The organism is Mesorhizobium sp. USDA 4775 (assembly GCF_054062655.1).
In genome coordinates this window covers 818262-842507 of the sequence record NZ_JBSSFM010000001.1, presented here as the reverse complement: position 1 = coordinate 842507, position 24246 = coordinate 818262, and the positions used below count along the sequence as shown (strand labels likewise).

24 protein-coding genes and 1 pseudogene are annotated in these 24246 nt (G+C 62.8%); 15 read left to right on the top strand and 10 right to left on the bottom strand.

What is annotated here, in order from left to right; all coding sequences use genetic code 11:
• Positions 1-11 precede the first annotated feature (11 nt).
• From ACVILI_RS04265 to ACVILI_RS04255, 3 genes are read left to right on the top strand one after another with little or no spacing between them, the layout of a single operon-like run.
• Entirely contained in the window at positions 12-1226 is a 1215-nt protein-coding gene (locus ACVILI_RS04265; protein ID WP_038650875.1) for a DNA adenine methylase, read from the top strand.
• Positions 1227-1228: 2 nt separating this feature from the next.
• The gene (locus ACVILI_RS04260; RefSeq protein ID WP_240564564.1) at positions 1229-2209 is read left to right on the top strand and encodes a ParB/RepB/Spo0J family partition protein; all 981 of its coding nucleotides are present in this window, start codon (positions 1229-1231) and stop codon (positions 2207-2209) included.
• Positions 2199-3053 carry a hypothetical protein gene (locus ACVILI_RS04255; protein ID WP_148307430.1) on the top strand — a complete coding sequence of 285 codons (855 nt, stop codon included), beginning with the start codon at positions 2199-2201 and terminating at the stop codon, positions 3051-3053. Before ACVILI_RS04260 ends, ACVILI_RS04255 begins: the two co-directional genes overlap by 11 nt.
• A 22-nt stretch (positions 3054-3075) precedes the next feature.
• Here the strand turns inward: ACVILI_RS04255 and lepA are convergent, their stop codons facing one another.
• Positions 3076-4881 (bottom strand): translation elongation factor 4, encoded by a 1806-nt coding sequence (lepA, locus tag ACVILI_RS04250; protein WP_038653584.1) that lies wholly within the window; start codon positions 4879-4881, stop codon positions 3076-3078.
• 197 nt (positions 4882-5078) lie between these two features.
• On the opposite strand from lepA, the gene ACVILI_RS04245 reads away from it, so the two are divergent.
• The 5 genes from ACVILI_RS04245 (at position 5079) to msrA (ending at position 8788) form a co-directional block, all read left to right on the top strand.
• Positions 5079-6206, top strand: a complete 1128-nt coding sequence (locus ACVILI_RS04245) for a TadE/TadG family type IV pilus assembly protein (RefSeq protein ID WP_038650872.1) — start codon at positions 5079-5081, stop codon at positions 6204-6206.
• Positions 6207-6368: 162 nt separating this feature from the next.
• Positions 6369-6695: a hypothetical protein gene (locus ACVILI_RS04240; protein ID WP_038650869.1), complete on the top strand. Its 327-nt coding sequence runs from the start codon at positions 6369-6371 to the stop codon at positions 6693-6695.
• A 112-nt stretch (positions 6696-6807) separates the two neighbouring features.
• On the top strand, positions 6808-7506 hold the full coding sequence (locus ACVILI_RS04235) for a DUF1223 domain-containing protein (RefSeq protein WP_038650867.1): 699 nt from the start codon (positions 6808-6810) through the stop codon (positions 7504-7506).
• Between the two features lie 84 nt (positions 7507-7590).
• Positions 7591-7848, top strand: coding sequence for a hypothetical protein (locus tag ACVILI_RS04230; RefSeq protein WP_038650864.1), 258 nt, complete (start codon positions 7591-7593; stop codon positions 7846-7848).
• A gap of 211 nt (positions 7849-8059) precedes the next feature.
• Positions 8060-8788 (top strand): peptide-methionine (S)-S-oxide reductase MsrA, encoded by a 729-nt coding sequence (gene msrA / locus ACVILI_RS04225; protein WP_038650860.1) that lies wholly within the window; start codon positions 8060-8062, stop codon positions 8786-8788.
• Between the two features lie 62 nt (positions 8789-8850).
• Here msrA and ACVILI_RS04220 read toward each other — a convergent pair whose 3' ends face one another.
• Both ACVILI_RS04220 and ACVILI_RS04215 read right to left on the bottom strand, forming a co-directional pair.
• Positions 8851-9351 carry a hypothetical protein gene (locus tag ACVILI_RS04220; RefSeq protein WP_038650857.1) on the bottom strand — a complete coding sequence of 167 codons (501 nt, stop codon included), beginning with the start codon at positions 9349-9351 and terminating at the stop codon, positions 8851-8853.
• A gap of 341 nt (positions 9352-9692) precedes the next feature.
• Positions 9693-9965 carry a DUF4242 domain-containing protein gene (locus ACVILI_RS04215; protein WP_027047569.1) on the bottom strand — a complete coding sequence of 91 codons (273 nt, stop codon included), beginning with the start codon at positions 9963-9965 and terminating at the stop codon, positions 9693-9695.
• A 244-nt stretch (positions 9966-10209) separates the two neighbouring features.
• On the opposite strand from ACVILI_RS04215, the gene ACVILI_RS04210 reads away from it, so the two are divergent.
• A complete protein-coding gene (locus ACVILI_RS04210; protein ID WP_038653581.1) occupies positions 10210-12798 on the top strand; it encodes an ATP-binding protein in 2589 nt (862 codons plus the stop codon).
• 31 nt (positions 12799-12829) lie between these two features.
• On the opposite strand, the gene ACVILI_RS04205 is transcribed toward ACVILI_RS04210, so the two are convergent.
• Both ACVILI_RS04205 and ACVILI_RS04200 read right to left on the bottom strand, forming a co-directional pair.
• Positions 12830-13834: a cytochrome d ubiquinol oxidase subunit II gene (locus ACVILI_RS04205; protein ID WP_038650851.1), complete on the bottom strand. Its 1005-nt coding sequence runs from the start codon at positions 13832-13834 to the stop codon at positions 12830-12832.
• 5 nt (positions 13835-13839) lie between these two features.
• Entirely contained in the window at positions 13840-15201 is a 1362-nt protein-coding gene (locus ACVILI_RS04200) for a cytochrome ubiquinol oxidase subunit I (protein WP_038650848.1), read from the bottom strand.
• Positions 15202-15440: 239 nt separating this feature from the next.
• Between ACVILI_RS04200 and ACVILI_RS04195 the strand changes: the two genes are divergently transcribed.
• Complete coding sequence (locus tag ACVILI_RS04195; RefSeq protein WP_038650845.1) at positions 15441-16367, top strand: ABC transporter ATP-binding protein; 927 nt, start codon at positions 15441-15443, stop codon at positions 16365-16367.
• Positions 16364-17125, top strand: coding sequence for an ABC transporter permease (locus ACVILI_RS04190; RefSeq protein WP_019862205.1), 762 nt, complete (start codon positions 16364-16366; stop codon positions 17123-17125). Before ACVILI_RS04195 ends, ACVILI_RS04190 begins: the two co-directional genes overlap by 4 nt.
• Before the next feature lie 119 nt (positions 17126-17244).
• Here the strand turns inward: ACVILI_RS04190 and ACVILI_RS04185 are convergent, their stop codons facing one another.
• The 4 genes from ACVILI_RS04185 to tauA form a co-directional block, all read right to left on the bottom strand.
• Complete coding sequence (locus ACVILI_RS04185; RefSeq protein ID WP_027047567.1) at positions 17245-17427, bottom strand: hypothetical protein; 183 nt, start codon at positions 17425-17427, stop codon at positions 17245-17247.
• Between the two features lie 26 nt (positions 17428-17453).
• The gene (locus ACVILI_RS04180) at positions 17454-18314 is read right to left on the bottom strand and encodes an ABC transporter permease subunit (RefSeq protein ID WP_038650842.1); all 861 of its coding nucleotides are present in this window, start codon (positions 18312-18314) and stop codon (positions 17454-17456) included.
• Complete coding sequence (locus tag ACVILI_RS04175) at positions 18311-19084, bottom strand: taurine ABC transporter ATP-binding protein (RefSeq protein ID WP_038650839.1); 774 nt, start codon at positions 19082-19084, stop codon at positions 18311-18313. Before ACVILI_RS04175 ends, ACVILI_RS04180 begins: the two co-directional genes overlap by 4 nt.
• A 122-nt stretch (positions 19085-19206) precedes the next feature.
• The gene (tauA, locus tag ACVILI_RS04170; protein WP_038650837.1) at positions 19207-20220 is read right to left on the bottom strand and encodes a taurine ABC transporter substrate-binding protein; all 1014 of its coding nucleotides are present in this window, start codon (positions 20218-20220) and stop codon (positions 19207-19209) included.
• A gap of 603 nt (positions 20221-20823) precedes the next feature.
• Here tauA and ACVILI_RS04165 point away from each other — a divergent pair.
• The 3 genes and pseudogenes from ACVILI_RS04165 to ACVILI_RS04155 all read left to right on the top strand — a co-directional run bounded on the left by ACVILI_RS04165 (position 20824) and on the right by ACVILI_RS04155 (position 22989).
• On the top strand, positions 20824-20982 hold the full coding sequence (locus ACVILI_RS04165) for a hypothetical protein (protein ID WP_240564563.1): 159 nt from the start codon (positions 20824-20826) through the stop codon (positions 20980-20982).
• Between the two features lie 166 nt (positions 20983-21148).
• Positions 21149-21619, top strand: coding sequence for an RrF2 family transcriptional regulator (locus tag ACVILI_RS04160; RefSeq protein WP_038650834.1), 471 nt, complete (start codon positions 21149-21151; stop codon positions 21617-21619).
• Positions 21620-21644: 25 nt separating this feature from the next.
• Positions 21645-22989, top strand: a pseudogene (locus tag ACVILI_RS04155) (FAD/NAD(P)-binding protein).
• A 14-nt stretch (positions 22990-23003) separates the two neighbouring features.
• Here ACVILI_RS04155 and ACVILI_RS04150 read toward each other — a convergent pair.
• Positions 23004-23774: a type 1 glutamine amidotransferase domain-containing protein gene (locus tag ACVILI_RS04150; protein ID WP_038650829.1), complete on the bottom strand. Its 771-nt coding sequence runs from the start codon at positions 23772-23774 to the stop codon at positions 23004-23006.
• A 112-nt stretch (positions 23775-23886) separates the two neighbouring features.
• On the opposite strand from ACVILI_RS04150, the gene ACVILI_RS04145 reads away from it, so the two are divergent.
• Positions 23887-24240 carry a winged helix-turn-helix transcriptional regulator gene (locus ACVILI_RS04145; protein WP_038653578.1) on the top strand — a complete coding sequence of 118 codons (354 nt, stop codon included), beginning with the start codon at positions 23887-23889 and terminating at the stop codon, positions 24238-24240.
• Positions 24241-24246 lie beyond the last annotated feature (6 nt).

Sequence of the window (24246 nt, the reverse complement as noted above, 5' to 3'; positions counted from 1 at the left end):
CAAAACAAAGGATGCGCTGGGGGATGGGTGTTAACATTAGCTACATGGGCACCAAGCGTGAGCTTGCGCCCACAGTCGCAGAGGTTGTTCAGTCGGCCCAGGATGGACCAATGCTGGACGCCTTCTCCGGCATGTGCTCAGTCGGAGAAGCGGTGGGCCAAGCCCGGCCAGTTTGGATCAATGATATTCAGGCATTTGCATACGAAGTCGGGACGGCCATGTTTACCTCGGCTTATCCGTCCCTGACCTCTGCCGACATTTCAGATCGATTGTTCTACCATTACGACACCCACTTCTCTCGGTTGCGGTCTGTTTTTGTTGACGCTCTTTTAGAGGAAGAGGCGCTTCTTCAGGCCCCCGAGTTTTGTGATTTTGTCGAACGGTATCGGTGCTTCAAGCATTCGCTCAACCTGTCGCTCACCGGGTCCCGTAAACCGGAATATTCTCTATTTTCAACAACCTATTCCGACTCATTCTTTGGGCTGGGACAAGCAATGGAATTGGATTCCATACGGTTCAGTGCGTTCAAAGCGTATTCCGAGGGGTTCCTAAACGCTGATCAGCATAGATGGGCATTGATTGCCCTCGGGAGGGCGATGCTACGAGTATCGAATTCCACCGGCCATTTTGCTCAGTTCTTGAAGCCCAAGGAAGGATCTTTCCGTGTCTTCCTCCGCCAGAGGCGGCGATCGATATGGCTCGAATTCCTAACTGCAATAGAAGGTTTGCGCCCAGTAGGCACCGCCTCTTGGCGGCAAGACAACCGCAGCTTTAACCGAGATAGTGTTTCGCTAATCAGGTCGTTTGGGAAAAGAAAAATTCGTCCTTCGGTTATATACGCCGATCCGCCTTACACAGACGATCAATACTCACGATATTATCATCTTCTTGAGACTTTGGTAAAGTATGACTACCCTCCTGTCACGGGCGCTGGCTTATATAGGCCAGACAGGTTTCGTACACCTTTCTCGGTCAAGTCGTTGGCGCCCACTGCGATTATGGGGATAATTGGCGCGGCAGCATCGATAGGCGCAGACTTAGTGCTTAGCTATCCGACCAACGGTCTCGCGTGCAAAGCCGGCTTCGACATCTTGACTATGATGCGTGAACGCTATCCACGCGCGGAACGCTGCCATGCAATCTCACACGTTCATTCTACACTTGGCGCATCGAAGGGGAGTGCAACCTCTCCTGTGATAGAGCAGATTTTTCTTGGGCGAGTTTAAAAGTGGACAAGCACCCCTCCGGCTATCTCAAGGAATTATCGCCTGATCGAATCAGGCGAAATCCTGAGAATCCAAGGCTCTTCTTCCGTTCTGAAGAGATGGACACCCTAATGGCGTCTATAAGACGCTACGGAATACAGGTTCCGCTCACGGTTTACGAAGATGGTGGCGACTATATTCTGATAGATGGAGAGCGGCGTTGGCGATGTGCTCTTAAGCTAAATCTCAAGCGTGTACCGGCCTTGGTTCAACCCCGGCCCACGCGGTTGACTAACCTGCTCCTTATGTTCAACATACATGCGCTACGCGAGCAGTGGGACTACCTTACTATCGCCAACAAACTTCCCAGCGTTATTGATCTTTTCGCTGGCGAAAACGAGGGCAGAGAGCCGAATGAGATAGAGTTGAGCGAAATTACAGGCCTCACTCGCGGTCAAATACGCCGTTGTCGCCTTCTGTTTGACCTACCTCCAGCATATCGATCACAACTAGAGGAAGAACTTTCTCTTCCGAAGCCATTACAGCGCCTTTCCGAAGATTTCTTCATTGAGATGGAAAGGGCACTGAAAACCGTTCAGAACAGGGTCCCATCTGCACTTCCGAATGCCAATGCTGCGCGAGACGCGCTGATCGCTAAGTTTCGCGATGGCACAATAAACAATGTGACGGACTTTCGAAAACTCTCGAAAATTGCCACGTCTATTAGTAATGTTGGCGTAAAAGAAGATAGCGCGCGTCGCGCTATCAGGGATATATTCGACGGGCGGAATAACATCGGAATTCATGATGTGTACACCAAGCACTTTGAGATGCGATACGATGAAAGGAAGATAACCCTAAGTGTGGAATCTGTATACGAGTATCTAGACGCGACCCTTGAAAGCGACGATGCCGCCTCTATCCACAAGCCTCTTCGAGCCAAGCTCACAAAACTAAGGGACATCATCGACAGAATTCTCGGGGCGGCGACAGATGCCCTTTGATACGCTGAGCCCTCGACTCAAAGAAGTTGCAACACGCTCCCTGAATTTCTGCCGCGGCAAGTATGGGGTTAATGGCCTTAAAATAGAGGAAGGCATCCACGATTCAATTTTGTGGCGGCCGAGTTTTTTTTTAAAACCCACTAGGACGAAGATCGTGGCTGTGGAAGTTGACGATAACCTGTATCCAAATAGCTTAAAGGGGGCGGCCCATGAGATCGGCCATTTTGATTTTCCAATATCTGTTTTTCAGGCATGCAGCCTCGAGGCATATCTGAATGACCCAAATCATAGAAGCGTAAGTTTACTTAAGAAGCACGGATTCGGTATAATAACTGTAGACGGCAACGGAAACGCTTCCATGCAACACAATTGCATACCGTTAGCGCAGCACATTTCTCCTGATGAGTTTGATAGGAGAATACAAGGTTTGACACCAAAGCTGAAGGTCCTTTTTCGAACCGCTTATGACGTTTACCAGACGAATGAGGGCCAAGGCTTGCAGGAGGCTGGCCAGATAGTGGAGGCGATAGTAACATCTTTGGCCGAAGAGGCTCATCGTGTCGGCGTTGTTCCAGCCAATACACTTGTAAAGCCACTGGCCTTTCGAATAGACGATCTATACGGAAAAAATACTTTTCAAAATTACAGGGCAGCGTTGGGCGGGGCCCGTCAATTCGTTCAAGACTTCCGAAATACCGCTAGCCATCCAGCCCGAAGCGCGAAGGAAGCAGCCGAAAAAATAAGAAAATGCAAAGCTGGCTTTCTTGATGCAATAGGTATCGCGGTAAAACTACGCCAAGCCACGCATGATCTGGGATATCACCTTAGAATGCATATCGCGTAAGCTTCTGCGTGCAGTTCCCCGCTTAGTCCCCCATCTTAAGCGCCTGGATAAACGCCTCCTGCGGGATATCCACCTTGCCGAACTGGCGCATCCGCTTCTTGCCTTCTTTCTGCTTGTCCAGCAGCTTGCGTTTGCGGCTCACGTCGCCGCCGTAGCACTTCGCGGTCACGTCCTTGCGTAGCGCCGAGATGGTTTCGCGCGCGATGACCTTGCCGCCGATCGCGGCCTGGATCGGGATCTTGAAGAGGTGGTGCGGGATCAGCTCCTTCAGCTTCTCGCACATCTGCCTTCCGCGCTTTTCCGCCGCCGTGCGGTGCACCAGCATGGACAGCGCGTCGACCGGCTCCTCATTGACCAGGATCGACATCTTCACCAGGTCGCCCTCGCGATAGTCGGTCAGGTGATAGTCGAACGAGGCGTAGCCCTTGGAGATCGACTTCAGCCGGTCATAGAAATCGAACACGACTTCGTTGAGCGGCAGGTCGTAGGTCAGCATGGCGCGTTTTCCCACATAGGACAGGTCGGCCTGGATGCCGCGCCGGTCCTGGCAGAGCTTCAGGATGCCGCCGAGATAGTCGTCGGGGGTGAGGATGGTGGCGCGGATCCACGGCTCCTCGATGGCCGAGATCTTGACCACGTCGGGCATGTCGGCCGGGTTGTGCAGTTCCTTCACCGAGCCGTCATTGAGCAGCAGCCGGTAGACGACGGATGGCGCGGTGGCGATCAGGTCGAGGTTGAACTCGCGCTCCAGCCGCTCCTGGATGATTTCGAGATGAAGCAGGCCGAGGAAACCGCAGCGATAGCCGAAGCCGAGCGCGGCACTGGTTTCCATTTCATAGGAGAAGGACGCGTCGTTGAGGCGCAATTTGCCGACGGCGGCGCGCAGGTCCTCGAAATCGGCGGCGTCGACCGGGAACAGGCCGCAGAACACCACCGGCTGCGCCGGCTTGAAGCCGGGCAGGGCATGCGCGGTGGGGCGCTTGTCCTCGGTGATGGTGTCGCCGACGCGGGTGTCGGCGACTTCCTTGATCGAGCCGGTGAAGAAGCCGAACTCGCCGGGGCCGAGCTCGTCGACATTGATGCGGGCGGGCGTGAACACGCCGGTGCGCTCGACCAGGTATTTGGCGCCGGTGCCCATCATGCGGATGGTCTGGCCCTTCTTCAGCACGCCGTCGATGATGCGCACCAGCACGATGACGCCGAGATAGGCGTCGTACCAGCTGTCGACCAGCATGGCCTTCAAGGGAGCGGTCGCATCGCCCTCGCGCGGCGGCGGCAATTGGTGGACGATGGCTTCCAAGACATCCGGAATGCCAAGGCCGGTCTTGGCCGAGATCAGCACGGCGCCGGAAGCGTCGATGCCGATCACCTCCTCGACCTGCTCGCGGATGCGCTCGGGCTCGGCGGCCGGCAGGTCGACCTTGTTCAACACCACGACGATCTCGTGGTTGTTGTCGATGGCCTGGTAGACATTGGCGAGCGTCTGCGCCTCGACGCCCTGCGAGGCGTCGACCACCAGCAGCGAGCCCTCGCAGGCGGCCAGCGAACGCGACACTTCATAGGCGAAGTCGACATGTCCGGGCGTGTCGATGAGGTTGAGGATATAGTCCTCGCCATTGTTGGCGCGGTATTTCAGCCGCACCGTCTGCGCCTTGATGGTGATGCCGCGCTCGCGCTCGATGTCCATCGAGTCCAGCACCTGCTCCTTCATGTCGCGCAGCTCCAGACCGCCGGTGGACTGGATCAGGCGGTCGGCAAGCGTGGATTTGCCATGGTCGATATGGGCGACGATGGAGAAATTGCGGATGTGGTCGAGGGGCGTGCTCATGTCGCGCGCTTTAGCAGGGGTGGCTTGCGGCGGCAAGGCTTGCGGCGCAAGGGCGGCGCCTTCGATCACAAAGCGGTGAGCCGCGCCAAATGCCGGTCCCGGCGGCCGCGGATGCTTAAACTTTGATCGATCGCGTTAGACCTTGGTTTGCTGCCGCGTGGTATATGCGGCATCACTAATATCCGCGGGGTAAAAAAATGCTGAAAATTGCAGGCGGGTTCGCCCGTTCGCGCAGCGGCTCGATGATGCCGCTGTTTTTCCTGAGCCTGGTGCCCTTGATCACCGCCGTCGGCTTCTCCGTCGACTACACCAATGCCGTCGAGACCCGCTCCAACATGCAGGAAGCGCTGGATGCCGCGACGCTGGCCATCACCACGCTGCCGCCGAGCACGACGCAGCCGGTCCGCCAGCAGGCGCTGCAGGACAACTTCACCGCCAACAACGGCCAGGGCACCACGACGCTGGTGAGCTTCAACGTCGCCGCCGACGGCACCGTCACCGCGCAGACCTCGGCCAGCTTTGCCATGCCGACCAATTTCATGACCATCGCCCGGATCAACACCGTGCCGGTCGCCGTCGCCTCGGGTGTCAACAAGGCGCCCGGCCTGGTGCAGGCGACGTTCAAGATCGACAAGGTGTCGGGCTACTGGAACAAGATCATGACGCTTTACGGCACGGCCTTCAGCGCGACGACGTCGCAAAAGCTGATGACCGCCAGCTATGTCTACTCGCCCTACACCTATTCATACAAGGTGAACGGCAAGTCCTATTCCATGACGGAACCGAAGGGTTACGGCACGACGACGATCTCGCTTGTCAATGGTTCGACATCGACGATAGTCCAGACGCAGACATGCTCGACCATCGGTGCGACGGCCGCTTTCACCAGCCCGCCGTCGGGCGCGATCCTGAGCGCCGGGCAGTACGACAGCAACAGCGGCAAGACGGTCTATTTCCAGACCACATGCGTCACCACCAACGTGCCGGCCACCGGTGCCGGCGCCGCCGTCGACGTCAGCCAGATGGGCCAGCTTTACCTGCAGATGGATGTCACGACCGGCAACAAGGCAACGTTCAAATCGAACGACGCCACCACCTCCGACCACCTCTATCTGGGCACCACACCCACGCCCTTGACCGAGGTCGCCGCGGGCAAGCTCATCGACATCTTCAGCGTCGTGCCTTGCTCGCAGACCAGCTACCAGGCCTGGGAAGATGGCGGCACCACCCTTCCCGCGGATTATACCAATGCCGACTTCGTCTACAACATCTCCGGCAAGTGCGACTTCAACCAGCGCCCGTCGCTGACGGCGCTGACGCAGTAAGGCAGCCAACCTCCCCCCTTGTGGGGGAGATCGGCCGTCGGGACGGCTTTCGCCAATCTCCGGCGCTGAAAAAATCCGCACTCAATCTTGATTGGCACGGTATTGGCGGACAGGGTCGGCGGGGCCTAGCCTGGGGCACGTCAACTCCCGGAGAAGAACCCGATGCCTGATTCCGTGCTGCGTGTGTCCATCCTGCGCTGCGATGCAGCGAAGTTCGCGTCGTTGCGAGAGATGATGGTGGACGCCGAAGCAGAGCTTCGGCCCGGCATCGAGGCGCTGCCGGGGCTGCTCGTCTTCTACGCCGGCGCCGACGAGGCGACATCGTCGCTGATCAACACCAGTATGTGGGACACGCTGGAGCACGCCAGGCAACTCGATACGTTCCAGCCCATGCTGGATGCGGGAAAGCGTTTTGTCGCCGAAGGCGCAAGGTTCGAGCGGCCGATCATGCACTACACCTCGCTGTGGCGTTTCGGGCCGCTCGCGTAGGCCTGGCGAGGCGCTCCAATCACAAACCGGTGAGCGCTGTAACGAAGCGGCAGATGGCAGCGAAATGGGGGAATGACCGGCGCATCTCAGCGCCCCCCACGGAGCCCGCCCTATGCCGAGATCCTCAAAGTTCATTGCCCTGTCCAGCCTGGGGGCGTTGGCGCTCGCAGCCTCGCTCGGTGCCGCCGCCGCGCAGCCGCTCAGCGTCGTCGAGCTGTTCACCAGCCAGGGCTGCTCGTCCTGCCCGCCGGCCAATGCCAATCTGATTAAGGTCAAGGACCAGCCCGGCGTGCTGGCGCTGTCCTTCAACGTCACCTACTGGGATTATCTCGGCTGGAAGGACACTTTTGGAAAGCAGGAATTTACCCAGCGCCAGGTTTCCTACGAGCCGCCGCTCGGCCATGACGGGCCGTTCACGCCGCAGGTGGTGGTCAACGGCCATGCCGATGTCGTCGGCGCAGCACCTGGCGAGATCGAGCAGCTGATTTCCGCGACGGGCAAGACCGGCGGCCCCTCGCTGTCGCTCGAGGGCGGCAAGGTGACGATCGGCGCCGGTGCCGCACCGGGCGGCAAGGCCGATGTCTGGCTGGTGCGCTATGCCAAGGGCGTCGTGCAGGTGCCGGTGGCGCGCGGCGAAAACACCGGCCGCACGCTGCCGCATGCCAATGTCGTGCATGCGCTGGAAAACCTCGGCAGCTGGACCGGCGGCGCCACCGCCTATGCGCTGCCGGCCGCGCCCGGTGGCTTGAGCACCGCCGTGCTGGTGCAATCGCCGGGCGGCGGACCGATCCTGGCCGCCGCCACCAACTGATTTTCTTTCTCTTCGCGCGGGGCCGCATTCAGCGGCAACGCATCACCCGGCCCGCTTGCGCGCCAAAACCCAAGGAGACTCTCAATGACCAAGTACCTGACCCTGCCGGCGCTCGCCTTCGCGCTCTCGGCCGCCGTTTTCGTCGCCGGCGCCCGTGCCGACGACGCGACCAACGCCATGAAGCCCGCCAATGCGATGGCCACCGACGCCATGAAGCCGGCGACGGATGCGATGAAGCCGGCGGATGCCATGAAGCCCGCAACCGACGCGATGAAGCCGGCCGACCCGATGGCCACCAATGCGATGAAGCCAGCCACCGACGCGATGAAGCCAGCGCAGTAAGCAGGTCGGCTGCCCCTCACCCAGCCTCCGCTTCGCTCGCCTGACCGTTCCGGGGCGAACGGCGCCAACTTTTCTTCTCCCCCTCGGGGAGAAGGTGGCCCGAAGGGCCGGATGAGGGGGAGTGCCGGCGACAGGAGCCGCCCGCACGGCAAATTGAGACCTCTTGGCGGCTTGCGTCGTATATATTGGAACAACAACAGGAGATCAGAACATGACCGGTATCGAAAAGACACGGCCGTTCTTTACCCGCGGCGCGCTGGCCGTGCTCGGTTTTGCCGCGGTGGCGGCGGCCGCCTTCTGGCAGACCCCGGCGCGCTCCGCCGAGGACGCGGTGGTGATCCCGCCGCCGGCAATTGACGAAAAGGCCGCCCCGGGCAGCGAGACGGCGATCTTCGCCGGCGGCTGCTTCTGGGGCGTGCAGGGCGTGTTCCAGCACGTCAAGGGCGTCAGCAAGGCCGTCTCCGGCTATACCGGCGGCGCCAAGGATGACGCCGTCTACGAGACCGTCGGCACCGGCCGCACCGGCCATGCCGAATCCGTCGAGATCACCTACGACCCGTCGAAGGTGACCTACGGCCAGCTGCTGCAGGTCTATTTCTCGGTCGCCCACAATCCGACGCAGCTGAACTACCAGGGACCGGATTCCGGCACCCAGTACCGCTCGACGATCTTCGCCGAGAACGACACGCAAAAGAAGATCGCGCAGAGCTATATCGAGCAGCTCGACAAGGCCAAGCTCTACCCGGCACGAATCGTCACCACGATCGAGACCGGCAAGACCTTCTATCCGGCCGAGAACTACCACCAGGATTTCCTGACGCTGAACCCGACCTATCCCTACATCGTCTACAACGACCTGCCCAAGGTGGCGAACCTGAAGCAGCTGTTCCCGGCGCTGTACAGCGACAAGCCGGTGCTGGTTCTGTCGGCCAGCAATTGAATTCAAAAAGGGGCGCGCATCTTACCTCCAAGGGTGGATACGCGCCCCTTCTATCCAGCCGGTTACATGGCCTTCATCGCGTCGCATGACACATCAGGGTTCATGTCGGCGAAGGTGCCTGTCGGGTTCTTCTTCCAGGCCCAGACATGCAGCTCGTAGAAAGGCCCCAGGCCATACCGGTTGGGCGCGCTGTTGAAGTTGAACAGCTGTCCTTCCAGCGAGGCCGGACCTTTCGAGGTGATGTATTCGACGGCCACCAGCTTCAGCTTGCCGTCCGCCATCGGCTCGTACATCACGGCCTCCGGCTTAGCGAGGTCGACGGCGTCGTCCTTCAGGTAGGCCGCATTGACGTAGTGAATGCCCATGGCGCCGCCGGTGATGCCGCTGGCGCAAGGGATCGGCGCATAGCCTTCCGCGGTGGCCTTCGCCACATCCTCGAAACGGCTGTCGGCTGCCCGCACCTTCTCATCCAGCCTACCCGTGTCATTGGCATTCGCCGCCGTTGCCGCGATCGAGAGGATCGACAGGTTGATGAGGTGCCTGGTCCACACATGAATGTTCATTTTCTCTCCTGGTTTGTTGATTGCGCGCGGGGACAGCCGCCCCCGCCGCGAAGTCGGGTCCGGGCTGGGCGCATCATCTGTCCGACCGGGTGAAGTCCCAGTATTGCGGCAGCTCCACGAGCTCCGGCAAGCCGATGTCGCGTCTCAGATAATCGTCCTGCGGTGGCAATCCGCGCCGGCTCGGGCGCAAGGGTGCGAACAGCAAGGCGGCAAGCCACCGGAAAAGCCGGCCCAGCAACGGGTCTCGTCCGACCGGTCTCGAAGCCGCCGACACCTCGCTGGACGCGTTGTCAGGCAAGCCGCCATCGCCGCGAAGGGCAGTTGGATGCGCATTGCCGCGATCAACGGTAAAAGTAAGGGTCAAGAACCCGCACCTCCGTGATCTTGTCGACCGGAAGCGCGTTTTTCTGGGCAGTGCTGCGGATCGCTTCGGGCGAGGGCGCATCATAAATGCAGAAGCTCTGCTTCTTGTCCGGCGAGACGAAGGACTGCACCCAGGTCACGCCCTTCTCGGCGTTGCGCATGATGACGCCGCCAAGCGCGTCGGCGCCGACATCGTTCATCGGCACGCTGAGGCCATCGGGAAATGTGCGTTCAACCACATAGCGAGGCATATTGGTTTTCCTTTTTCCATGGCTTCACGCTCGATTTGAGCGCGCCAGGACATTGACCACGCTCGCCATGGACGCGCATCGGAGCCTTTCCCTATGTTTTGTGGGAAGATTCCCTATAATGGCGACGTTATGTGTGAGGTTGCACCGAAATGTGTGGAGGGTCACATTGTCGGTGATGGTCCCGGACGATTCTGGCGGACGTCCAGGGAACCGCCGAAACACAATCCTTTCTGGGCGTATGATGATGCTTCTGGAACGGCAGACACAGCTGGCGCAGCTGGATGAACTTCTCGCAGAGGCCGCGAATGGCCGCGGCCGCGTGGTGGCGCTGTCGGGCGAGGCAGGCGCCGGCAAGTCGGCGCTTGTCGAGGCCTTCGTTGGCGGAGTTGCCGATGGCACGCGCATCTTCCGCAGCGCCTGCGAGGATTTGTCGATCCCCGATCCGCTCGGCCCGCTCTACGATCTTGCCCGCGAGGCGCAATGGGCGATGCCGCAGGCGATCGACGCGCGGCAGGGGCAGAGGTTGCCCCTGTTTTCCGACGCGCTGGGAGTCTTCGAGGCAAGGAGCCAGCCGACGCTCCTGGTCATCGAGGACCTGCACTGGGCCGACGACGCGACGCTGGATTTCGTTCGCTTCCTCGGGCGCCGCATCGCCAACACCCACATCCTGCTCGCCCTGACGGCGCGCACCGACCGCAGTGAGGGGCAGATGCGCGTGCGCCGCGCGCTCGGCGAAATCCCCGCCGGCAACGTCGTGCGCATCGATGTGCCGCTGCTGAGCGAGGCGGCGGTGCTGTTGCTTGCCAATGCCGCCGGCCGTGATGGCGATGCCATCTACCGCGCGACGGCGGGCAATGCCTTCTTCGTCACCGAGCTTTTGTGCGCGGACAATGAGATGACGCCACCCGCCAGCGTGCGCGACGCCGTCGTCGCACGGGCCGAACGGCTGTCGGCCGGCGCCCGCTCGATGCTCGATGCAGTTTCGGTGTTTCCCAGACGCGCCGACGCGTGGGCCTTGCAGGGCCTGTGCGGCGTCGCGGCTGCCGGCCAGCTCGCGGAATGCGTGTCGAACGGCCTGCTCGACGATCTCGGCGACGGCTACGCCTTCCGGCATGAGATCGCGCGCCGCGCCATCGAGATGATGCTGACGACCAGTTCCAGGAGATTGTTCAATCAGCGTGCGCTGTCGGCGCTGCTCGAGAACGGTGGTGTCGCCACCGCGCGCCTCGTCCACCACGCGGTCGAGGCGCACAATCTGCAGGCGGTGCGTGAGTTCGCACCGATTGCGGCGCGGGAGGCCTCGCGTGTCGGCGCCCATCGCGACGCCGCCGGCTACTACGAGGTTGCCTTGCGTCAGGCCGATAGCTTGCCTCAAGACGAGCGCGCCGGCCTTTACGAGCAATATGCGTTCGAGTGCCATTTGATCGCTCGCATAGACGAGGCCATCAAGGCGCAGGAACAGGCACGTGTGCTGCAACAGGCGCTTGGCAACAGGCTGAAGGAAGGCGACAGCCTCAGATGGCTGTCGCGCTTCGCCTATCTTCTGGGGGACCGACAGGCAGCCGACATGTTCGGCACCCAGGCGGTCGCATTGCTGGAAACCGTTCCGGCCAGCGCCGAACTCGCCATGGCCTATTCGAACCTTTCGCAGCTTGCGATGCTGGCCGAAAGGCTGGACGAGACCTTGTCGCTCGGCGCCAGGGCGATCGAACTCGCCGAACGGTTGAACAGGCCGGAAGTCGTTTGCCATGCTCTCAACAATGTCGGCGCCGCCGAGCAGTGGCTGGACCTGAGCAGCAGCAGGCTGCATCTTGCCCGCAGCCTCGAGATCGCGCTGGAGCAGAATTTTCAGGAACATGCCGCGCGCGCCTTCACCAACTGCGCTTGTGGCGAGATGAACCAGTTGGGCTACAGCCAGGCCCAGTCCTTCCTAGATCGCGGCATCGACTATTGCGTCGAGAACGATCTGGCGACCTGGCGCGATTACATGCGTGGCGTGCGGGCCCAGTTGTTGGTGCGCAACGGACGCTGGGATGACGCGGCTGCCGAGGCGCTGGATGTGATTGCCAACGACCGGGCGACGGCGCTGGTGCGCTATCCCGCGCTCGTGGCGCTGTCGCGGCTGAGGGTCCGCCGCGGCGACCCCTCGGCAGAGCCGCTCCTGGCGGAGATGAAGCGGTTTCTGGAGAAGGGCGCCGAACTGCAGCGGCTGTTACCCTACACGGCTGTGATGGCCGAACTGGCCTGGCTGGGGGAGGCGGACAAGGACGAGGCGCTGCGGCTGATCGGCCTTGCCGAGGGCATGTCGCCGACCCGGGCGGTGTTCGCCGAACTGGCAAGCTGGCGGCAGATGCTGGCGCCCGATGCAGATGCGGGCGACACATCAGGCATGGCCGCGCCCTACCGGATGCTCCTGGCCGGCGACTGGCGGGGAGCGGCCGCGGCGTGGGCCGAACTCGACGCGCCTTACGAACGCGCCCTGGCGCTGGCGCAGGGCGATGAGGCGGCACAGCGGGCGGCGCTGGAGATCCTTGAGGCGCTCGGCGCCCGGCCGGTCGCGAGCCATGTGCGCGACATCATGCGGCGAAACGGCGTCATCGGCATCGCGCGCGGACCGCGCCGCACCACGCGCGCCAACAGCGCCGGCCTGACCCAGCGCCAGATGGAAGTGCTGCAGCTGATCGAGCGGGGTCTCTCCAACAAGCGCATAGCCGAGCATCTCGCCATTTCGCCCAAGACGGTCGATCACCACGTCTCGGCGGTGCTGGGCAAGCTGGATGCCGTCTCACGCGGCCAGGCCTCCGCGTCCGCGCGCGCCAGCGGGCTGATCTGAAGGCGGCAGGCCAGTTTGAACGGCCGGCCCCTCAATCGTAGGTCAGATCCGTCGCCTTGCCGCCGAACACCCGGTAGGCATAGAAGGAATAGAAGATGATGATCGGCAGCACCACCACCGTGCCGACAAGGATGATGGCCAGGCTTTCGGTCGCCGACGCCGCCTGCCATATCGTCAATCTATCGGGCACCACGAACGGGTAGAACGACCAGGCGAGGCCGGCAAAGCCGAGCGCGAAGATGGCGGCCAGCGTCAGGAACGGCGTCAGCGCATGACGGTCGTCGGGCTTCGGCAGATGGAAGGTCTGCCGCCACAGCCACAGGAACAACAGCGCCGACAGGATCGGCAGCGGCGACAGATAGAGAATCTGCGGCCAGACGAACCATTTATCGAAGATGCGCGGGCTGGCGAAGGGTGTCGCCAGCGACACCGCCGCCATGCCGAGCGCCGTCAGCACCAGCGCGGTGCGCAGCCAGCGCACCGCCTTCTTCTGCAGCTCGCCTTCGGTCTTGTAGATCACCCAGGCGGCACCCATCGCCGCGTAGGCGGCGGCCAGGCAGAACGCCACCAGCACGCCGAAGGCCATGCCGCCCAGGCCGACATCGAGGCCGAGCACATAGACGCCCAGCATATAGCCCTGCGCCAGCGAGGCGATGACGGAGCCGAGGAAGAAAATGCGGTTCCAGCGATGCTTCTTGCCGCTCGGCACCTTGGCGCGAAAATCGAAGGCGACGCCGCGCAGGATCAGCCCGACCAAGAGCACGAAGACGGGAATGTAGAGCGCGCTGAGGATGACGCCATGCGCCATCGGGAACGCCACCAGCAGCAGGCCGACGGCCAGCACCAGCCAGGTCTCGTTGGCGTCCCAGAACGGACCGATCGCCGCGATCATCGTGTCCTGTTCGCCGTCCTCGGCCACGGCGAACAGAATGCCGATGCCGAGGTCGAAACCGTCGAGAATGACATAGATCAGGATGGCGAGGCCCATCAGGCCGGCGAAGATGAGGGGGAGAGCGGTGGGCCAGTCGAAGGTCATTTTTCTTACTCCCCAGCCGCCGGCTGCGACATGGCTGCTTTCATGACGCCCGGCAGTGGTGATGAATCGCCATCCTTCGCCGCCTTCAGCGCCAGATGCACCAGCACGCCGAGATAGGCGAGCAGCAGCAGCACGTAGAGGATGAGATAGACGGCGAGCGTCAGCGCGACATGGCTGCCCGCCACCGGGCCGACGGCATCGGCGGTCTTGAGCACGCCGGTGACCAGCCAGGGCTGGCGGCCGATCTCGGTCGTGTACCAGCCGGCCAGCGTCGCCAGCCAGCCCGACAGCGCCATCAGCACCATCAGCATGGCGAGCGGCTTGGGCAGGCTATGCCGGCGCTTGAGGAAGAAGGCGGCCGACCAGGAGACGGCGAGCATCAGAAGGCCGGTGCCGACCATGATGCGAAACCCCCAGAACACCGGGAAGACCGGCGGATGATTGCCGGGATAATCGTTCAGCCCCGGCACCACGCCGTCGGTCGAGTGCCGCAGCACCAGGCTGGCGCCGTCGGGAATGGCGATCTCGAACCGGTTTTCCTTCGCCGCCTCGTCGGGCAGCGCGAACAGCACCAGCGGCACGTTGGGGCCGGTGTTCCAGTTGGCCTCCATGGCGGCGATCTTCTGCGGCTGGTGCTCCAGCGTGTTCAGCCCATGCTGGTCGCCGGCAAAGATCTGGATCGGGATCAGGATCGCGGCGGTGAAGACGCCGGTGCGCAACGCCTTCCACATCGATTCCGAGCGGTCGCCGTTGAGATAACGCAGCGCCGACAGGCCCGATACCAGGAACGAGACCGTGAGACCCGATGCCAGCAGCATGTGAACGAGGCGGTAGGGCATGGACGGGTTGAAGACGATGGCCCACCAGTCGACGGCATGCGCCTTGCCGTCAATCATCTCGAAGCCGGCCGGCGTCTGCATCCAGGAATTCAGCGCGATGATCCAGAAGGCCGACAGGGTGGTGCCGCCGGCGACCAGCACCGTGGCCAGCGTGTGGACGCGGTTGGAGACGCGGCGGAAACCGAACAGCATGATGCCGAGGAAGGCCGCCTCTAGGAAGAAGGCGGTGAGGATCTCATAGGCCAGCAGCGGTCCGGCGATGTTGCCGACATGCTCCATATAGCCCGGCCAGTTGGTGCCGAACTGGAAGCTCATTGTGACGCCGGACACCACGCCCATGGCGAAGGACAGCGCGAACACCTTCACCCAGGTGAAATAGGCGCGCATCCAGGCGGAATCGTTGGTCGCGTTGTAGCGCAGCTTGAAGAATAGCAGCACCCAGCCAAGTGCAATGGTGATTGTCGGAAACAGAATATGAAACGAAATATTCGCGCCGAACTGGATGCGCGACAGTATGAGCGGGTCCATGGCGGGCTCCGGCTGCTATTTGCTGGGGTCAGCGTATGCCCGTTATGCGAGTTGGTCAAAGCGGCGTCCTGCCGCGAGGCTGAACGCCACAGGACAATTTTACCGGTTCATGCGGTACATCTCCAGCCGCTCCCGGCACTGGCTGTCCAGAACTGTCAGCAGCGCCATTGACTTGCGGTTGCACGCGACGACATTCGGCCTATATCAGGGGACCTCTTTCAGGCAGCCGTTTTCAGCCCATGCCCTCCATTCTGTCCATTTCCGGGGTCTCCAAGACCTATGCCACCGGTTTCACCGCGCTCAAGGAAGTCAATCTCGACATCCAGCGCGGCGAGATCTTCGCTTTGCTCGGGCCAAACGGCGCCGGCAAGACGACGCTGATTTCGATCGTCTGCGGCATCGTCAACCGCTCGACCGGCACCGTCACCGTCGACGGTCACGACATCAGCAAGGATTACCGCGCCGCGCGCAGCCTGATCGGCCTGGTGCCGCAGGAACTGACCATCGACGCTTTCGAGAGCGTCTGGGCGACGGTCAACTACAGCCGCGGCCTGTTCGGCAAGCCGGCCAGTCCAGCCTTCGTCGAGAAGGTGCTGCGCGACCTGTCGCTGTGGGACAAGAAGGACGCCAAGGCGATCACGCTGTCGGGCGGCATGAAGCGCAGGCTGATGATCGCCAAGGCGCTGTCGCATGAGCCGCGCATCCTGTTCCTCGACGAGCCGACCGCCGGCGTCGATGTCGAGCTGCGCCAGGACATGTGGGAGATGGTGCGCCGGCTGCGCGAGGATGGCGTCACCATCATCCTCACCACCCACTATATCGAGGAAGCCGAAGCGATGGCCGACCGCGTCGGCGTCATCAACCGCGGCGAAATCATCCTGGTCGAGAACAAGGCCGAGCTGATGCACAAGCTCGGCCGCAAGCGGCTGGTGCTGGAGCTGCGCAATCCGCTGACGACGATCCCGGAAACCTTCTCGCGCTATGCGCTGGAGCTGTCGCCGGATGGCGGGCAATTGACCTACACCTATGACAACCAGGCCGAGCGGCCGGGCGTCGCCTCGCTGATCCGCGACCTCGAGGCATCAGGCATCCAGTTCCGCGACATCGACACGCAAAACAGCTCGCTCGAGGAGATCTTCGTCAATCTGGTGAGGAGAGAGCCATGAACCTGCGCGCAGTGTGGGCGATCTACCGGGTCGAGATGGCGCGTGCCTTCCGCACCGTGCTGCAGAGCATCATCTCGCCGGTCATCTCGACATCGCTCTACTTCGTCGTCTTCGGCTCGGCCATCGGCTCGCGCATCACCGAGATCGACGGCATCAGCTACGGCGCCTTCATCGTGCCGGGGCTGATCATGCTGTCGCTCTTGACGCAGTCGATCTCCAACGCCTCCTTCGCCATCTATTTCCCGAAATTCGTCGGCTCGATCTACGAGCTTCTGTCGGCGCCGGTCTCCTATCTGGAGATCGTCATCGCCTATGTCGGCGGCGCGGCGACCAAGTCGATCATCCTCGGCCTGATCATCCTGGCCACCGCCTCGCTGTTCGTGCCGCTGCAGATCGAACATCCCTTCTGGATGATCGCCTTCCTGGTGCTGACGGCGGTGACCTTCAGCCTGTTCGGCTTCATCATCGGCATCTGGGCGAAAAGTTTCGAGCAGCTGCAGCTTGTGCCGCTGCTGATCGTCACGCCGCTGACCTTCCTCGGCGGCAGCTTCTATTCGATCCACATGCTGCCCGGCATCTGGAAGACGATCACGCTGTTCAACCCGGTCGTGTACCTGATCAGCGGTTTCCGCTGGAGCTTTTACGGCAAGGCCGACGTCTCGGTCGGCGTCAGCCTCGGCATGACGCTGGTCTTCCTGGCCGTCTGCATCGCCATCGTCGCCTGGATCTTCAAGACCGGCTACCGCCTGCGGAACTGACGCAGTGCTAAAGTCGTCGTCCTGGGGCAATTCCAGGAAAAGTGTGAGCGGTTTTCCGTCCGGAATTGCTTCAAAACAAAGAGTTGGAGCGATACAGGGAGCGAAGCTCCCTGTAGCTCTCACTGCGACCAATACTGCCAGGCCCAGTAAAAACTTTCGTCGCGCGGCGGCAGGCGGTCGCGGCCGGTCGGGAATTGGACCGGCGCCGGCGAGCGCTCCTGGCTCGCCGCCTTGTCGTCGGAGGCAAGGCCGAGCAGCCAGGCGCCGAAATGGGCGAACAGCACGGCGGTGGAATGGGTCATCGTCACTCTCCTGCGCTTGCGGTTGATCATTCCCGTCCCGCCCACGGGACGAGCGCGCGCTCGATCCGGCGGATGGTGAATTCGAGCACGAAGGCGATGGCCGCGATCACCAGAATGCCCATGATCACCACGTCGGTGACCAGGAACTGCGCCGCCGACTGGATCATGAAGCCAAGCCCGCGCGTCGCCGCCACCAGCTCGGCCGCCACCAGTGTCGACCAGCCGGCGCCGAGCGCGATGCGCAGCCCGGTCAGGATCGAGGGCAGGGCGCTCGGCAGGATGACGTGGCGGACCACCTGGCGCGTGGTCGCGCCGAGCGAGCGCGCCGCGTCGATGCGCTCCTGCGAGACGCCGCGAACACCCGATGCGGTCGACAGCGCCACCGGCGCCAGCATGGCGATGGCGATCACCAGGATCTTCGATGGCTCGCCGATGCCGAACCAGATGATGACCAGCGGCAGATAGGCCAGCGGCGGGATCGGCCGCAGGAATTCCAGCAGCGGATCGAAAATGCCGCGCCCGACCGTGCTGATGCCGATGGCAAGACCGACCGGCACGCCGACGAGGATGGCGGCGACCAATGCGGCGAACACCCGGCCGAGGCTGGCGACAGTGTGCTGCAGCAGCGTCGCGTCGACGAAGCCGTCACGCGCCACGACGATGAATTTGTTCCACACCGCGACCGGCGAGGGCAGGAACACCGGCGACACCAGCTGCAGGCGGGCCGACAGCCCCCACGCCCCCAGCACCAGCAGTATGGTGACCGCGCTGATCATGCGGGCCGAAACCCCTTTGCGTTTCGGGCTGGGCCGCGACCACGGCACCGATAGGCCGTCGGCCTCTTCGGTCCTGTGGCCGGCGCGCTCGGTGTAGGAGGAGATGGTCATGCCGCTTCTCCCTCGAAGATGGCATCGGTCAGTTCGCCGCGCGCCGCGGCGAAGGCCGGGTCGGCCTTGATCGCGCGGATGGCCTCGCCCGCGGCGTAGCGCCTGGAAAAGCCTGGCTCGAAGCTGCGCACCACACGGCCGGGGCCTGGCGCCAGCACGACGATGCGGGTGGCGAGCACCAGCGCCTCCTCGATGCCGTGCGTGACCATCAGCACGCCGGCATGGCTGGCCGTCCAGAGATCGAGCAGCGTCGTCTGCATGCGCTCGCGCGTCAGCGCATCGAGCGCGCCGAGCGGCTCGTCGAGCAACAGGAATTGCGGTTCGGCGGCGAGCGCGCGGGCAAGGCCGACACGCTGGCGCATGCCGCCGGACAGCTCCCAGATGCGCTTGTCGCCGGCGTCACCGAGCTTGACCAGCGCCAGAAGCTCGTCGGCGCGCCGCGCACGCTCGGCCGGCCGGACACCGCGCAGACGCAGCGCGAAGGCAACATTTTCGCGCGCGGTCAGCCAGGGAAACAAGGCATCGTTCTGGAACACCACGGCGCGATCCGAACCTGGCGCCGTGATCGGCCGGCCGTTGATCGTGGCATTGCCGCGCGCCGGCGTGACCAGGCCGGCGGCGACATTGAGCAGCGAGGTCTTGCCGCAGCCGGAACGGCCGACAAGGACGACGAAATCATCCCCGGCCACATCGATCGACACACGCTCGACGGCAGGTGCCGGCTGGCCGTCATAGTGGATCGAGATCTTGTCGAGCACGAGATGCGGCATGGAGCCTCTCAGGACGTTCATTGAAACTCGCCTGCCCCGAAAACGCGCCTCGTCAGCGATTCCGGGGCAGGCACGCGGCGTCAGGGAAGGAGATCCGCGCGCGTTCAGGTGGCGCCAGGCGCTCAGTTCGAGGCCAGCGCCTCGGTGACGTATTTCGATTTCACATATTTCGAATAGTCCGGCAGCACGGCATCGACCTTACCCTGCTCCTTGAGGAAGGCGGAGGCCGCCGCGACCGCCTTGACCGTGCCGCCGCCGAGGAATTTGTCGGAGGCCTGCTCTTCCAAGGTCGGGAAGACATAGCCCTTCAACAGTTCCGGCACCTCTTCCAGCTTGGCGCCGGTGAGCTTGGCGATCTTGCCGGCCTGCGGCGAGGACATCGACCAGGCGTCGGGCTTGGCGAGGTACTCGGCATAGGCCGCACCCGTCACCTTGACGAAGTCGCGCACGGCTTCCGGGTTCTTCTGCGCAAAATCGGTGCGCACGATCCAGGCGTCGAAGGTCGGCGCTCCCCAGGCGGCGACCTGCGAGGAATCCACCACCACCTTGCCCGTCGTCTTGATCTGGCCGAGCGCCGGATCCCAGACATAGGCCGCATCGATGTCGCCGCGGGCGAAGGCGGCGGCGATTTCCGGCGGCCGCAGATTGAGGATCTGGACCGACTTCGGATCGACATTCTCGTGCTTGAGCGCGGCAAGCAGGCTGTAATGCGTGGTCGAGACGAAGGGCACGGCGACCTTCTTGCCGGCGAGGTCGGCGACCTTCTCGATGCCGGCGCCGTTGCGCGCGACCAGCGCCTCGGACGGTCCGATCAGGCCGACGACGAAGATGGTCTGGATCGGCAATTCGCGGCTGGCCGCGGCCGCCAGCGGGCTCGAACCGACATAGCCGATATCGACCGAGCCGGAAGCGACCGCGGTGATGACATCGGCGCCGGAATCGAATTTGCGCCAGTCGATCGCGGCCTTGGTAGCCTTTTCATAGGCGCCATCGGCCTGCGGCACCTTGGAGGGTTCGACCACCGTCTGGTAACCGATGGTGATCTTCAGGTCATCGGCCAAAGCCGGGCTGAGAAAGGCGGCGCCGGCGAGGGCAGCCGACGACAGAAGGAGAATGCGTCGCGAAATGGTGGACATCAAAGGGCTCCATGAAAACAGAGAAAACCGGATTGCCCTATGATAGTCCGCTAATTCTATCGGCCTTGTAGAGTTAAATCCTTCCAACGAAGGCGGGTTTGTTGGAAAAAATCTGCCGACGAGATGGCGCCAAGGCCGAAAGGGCGGCTGCAGCGACGGTCACCGCCACGATGGTAAACCTCCATATGAAGGGGAATGACGCCCCACGAACGCCAGACTTCGTCATCCCGGGCGAAGCAAGGAGCGAAGCGACGCGGCGCAGACCCTAGACCCATGCCGGGACTCCGGAGCGCTGCTGCGGTTCAGGTTCTGGTCCTCTGCACCCTTAGACCAGGGTCGCGGCATGGATCCATTGGGCTGCGGAGCAGCTCCAGGGGTCTCCGCGACGGAGCTTCGCTCCTGCTCCGCCCGTGGATGACGAAGTCGGGAAGGCTCGGGGCAGGTCGACAACCGTCGGCACCCATCACCCACGAAATGACAATTTTCGCTTTTGCGATTGCCACGAAAAATCCATGCCTCAAACAGCCACGGAATTGACATGCCATTCCGCGTGTTCGAGGGTAAGTATAGTATCCTTATCGACATGAGGGATTGGAGGCGACGATGAGCGAGCACCCCACCACCATGATCGTTCACGGCATGCGTCGGCTGAAGGCACCACATCAGTCGGCGCGCGACACGGTGGACCTGCGGGAAACCATTTGCCGCCTCTTCGCCATCGAGACGCATTTCTGTGCTCTTATTGGCACAAAGGCCGGATAAAATGGCTATTGCGGCTTGAAAACGAAGCAAAATCAACGTTTCTCGGCTTGTATATCATGTCACTAGAATTTATGTGTCATGGATGCTTGGGCGCGGCGGGGAGGCTCGCCAGGCGTTTCGCAACGGATGGCTTCGTGCCATCGCAGGACAGAGAAACGTTCGGTCAATGCTCACCAAAAAAGGCAAGTACGGCCTCAAGGCGCTGGTCCACCTCGCGCACATGCCGGCCGGGCAGCTGGCTTTCGTCAACGACATCGCGACCGGCAACAACATTCCGAAGAAATTTCTCGACGCCATACTGGGCGAGCTGCGCAATGCCGGTTTCGTCCAGAGCCGCAAGGGCAAGGATGGCGGCTACCGCCTGTCGCGGCCGGCCGACGAGATCAAGGTCGGCCATGTCGTGCGCGTCCTCGACGGGCCGCTGGCGCCAATTCCCTGCGCCAGCCGCACGCAATATCAGCGCTGTGAAGACTGCAACGAGGCGACATGCCAAGTCCGACATCTGATGCTCGAGGTCCGGCAGGCGATCGCCGAGGTGCTCGACCAGCGCAGCCTCGCCGAAATGCGCGACATCGTCCTCGACGACCTTACGGTCGCGAGGGCTATCGACGAGCTACCAGTGAAGGTCCAGGCCTGACGCCTCCCGTCCTGCGGAGGCGCGCATGAGTGGCCGCGCGAACTCGATCATCATCGTCGGCGGCGGCGCCTCGGGCGTCGTGATGGCCGCGCATCTCCTGAAATCACCCAATCCGGATCTGCGCGTCACACTGATCGAAAAGCGCCCGCATTTCGGTCAAGGCATCGCCTATTCGACGCTGCTGTCGGCCCATGTCTTGAATGTCAGCGCCGCCGGCATGAGCGCCTATGCCGACGACCCCGGCAATTTCTGGCGCTGGTTGCAGGGACGTGGCCTTGTAGACCAGGAGCAGACGCCGCAGACACCCTTCTACGCGCCGCGCAGTATTTATGCCCGCTATCTCGGCGAGCTGCTCGACGAGCTCGAAGCGCGCGAGCAGCCGACCGGACGGCTGCGCCTGATCCACGAAGAAGAGCCTGTCGATCACGCCGACCGCGTCGGGCGTCGAGGTGGCGCTTGCCAACGGCACCAGCGTCGTCGCCCATCTGGCCATACTCGCCACCGGTCATGACGAACAGCCGGCGCAAGGCCATGCGATCCGCATGGGCTCGGAGGCCGACACCGCGCTCGACGCCGAAAGCCGCGTCATGGTGCTGGGCACCGGCCTCAGCATGGTCGATGCGTTCCTGGCGCTGGAACAGCGCGGCCACACGGGCGAGATCGTCGCGGTGTCGCGGCGCGGCCTGCTGCCGTCGCCGCACCGCAAGGTCAATCCGATCAAGCTCGACGTCGCCGACATTCCGCTCGGCACCCAGCTTTCCTATTTCGTCGGCTGGTTCCGCGACCTGATCCGCGAGAACCAGAAGGCCGGCATCGACTGGCGCGACGTGGTCGATGGTCTCAGGCCGTTCAACCAGAAGATCTGGCAGAACTGGCCGGCTTCCGCCAAGCGCCGCTTCGTCGAGCACACCAAGGCCTGGTGGGACATCCACCGCCATCGCATGGCGCCGGAAGTCTACGCCAAGGTGACACAAGCCGTGCAGGCCGGCCGCATCCGGCTTGTCGCCGGGCGCGTCGTCGGCATCGTGCCAAGCGAGGCTTTCAGCGTCGACATCCAGTCGCGCCACAGCCAGCTTGTCGAGACTTTAGACGTCGCCCGTATCTATGATTGCTCGGGCATCGTGCGGGACATTTCGACCTCGTCGAACAGCGTGGTGCGCTCCCTGGTCGACCGCGGGCTCGCGCGGCCGGATCCCCTGCGCATCGGCCTCGACGTCTCGGCCAATTGCGAGATCATCGCCAGCGACGGCACGGTCTCGCGCAAGATCCTCGCCGTCGGCCCGCTGACGCGCGGCACCTTCTTCGAGATCGACGCCATTCCCGACATCCGCGTCCAGTGCGCGCGGCTGAGCAAGCAGTTGCTGGGATAAATGCCGGCTGGCGCTCAGCCGCCTAGCGCCTCGCACACCAGGCGCGCGGTCTCGGCGCCGGAGAAATTCTGCTGGCCGGTGATCAGATTACCGTCGCGCACGGCGAAGCCGCGCCACAGCCCGGCCTGGACATAGTTGGCGCCGATCGCCCTCAACTCGTCCTCGATGCGCCAGGGCATCAGATGCTTGCCGCGCTCGAGCGCGCCCATCTCCCAGGTCGCCTTGTCGGCGAAATCCTCCTCGGCATTGGCGAAACCGGTCACGGTCTTGCCGGCGGCGAGCAGCGCCCCATCGGCGCGCCTGGCGTAACGCAGGATGGCGGTGCCGTGGCAGAGTGCGGCGGCCACCTTGCCGGCCTCATGGAAGGCGACGAAGGTCCGTTGCAGGTCGGTCGCGCTCTCGTAAGAGAACATCGGCGCCTGGCCGCCGGCAACCACGATCGCGTCAAAGCTGCCGACATCGATCTCCGCCGCCTGCCGCGTGGTCTCGACCAGGGCCGCGAGTTTCGGGCTCGACAGGAAGCCGAGCGAGATGAGATCGGTTTCGGAATAACCCGAGGGATCACGCGGATCGCTCAGCGCGTCGGCCTCGCATCTGCCGCCCTCGGGCGAGAAGATTTCCACCGCATAGCCGCGCTCGGTGAAGGCGAACCAGGGATGCGTCAACTCGCTCCACCAGAAGCCGACCGGCCATCCTGTCGTGGTCGATATGGCCGGATTGGCGATGACGATGGCCACACGTTTCGGCTTGCGTGCATTGACCGGATTGGCATCCCTGACGCTCATCTTGGCTCTCCCTCATGAAACTGTCGCCGACAAAGCCGGGCTCGGCAATCTGGCCACATGGCGGGGCAAAATCCGCTTCCGTCGCGGCGGCGCCTTGCTTAGAATCGGTGCGATGACACAACGCGGTAGACTCTATGGCTGCCCGGTCGAGTTCGCGCTCGACGCGCTTGGCGGCAAATGGAAAACGGTGATCATCGCGCGCATCAAGCAAGGGCCGCTGCGCTATTCCGAACTGCGCCGGCTGATCCCCTCGCTGTCCGACAAGATGCTGACGCAGCGCCTGGCCGATCTCGTCGAGATCGGCTTCGTGGTGCTCGAGACATCGCCCGACGGCAAGGCGCGCTACGCCTTGACCGAGCGCGGCCAAGATCTGGCCGAAGCACTCCAGGCGCTCTACGACTGGGGCAGCGTGCATGGCCGCGCCGAGGGCGTGCGCTTCCGCAGTGATATCGAGGCGGCGGCCTAGCAACTT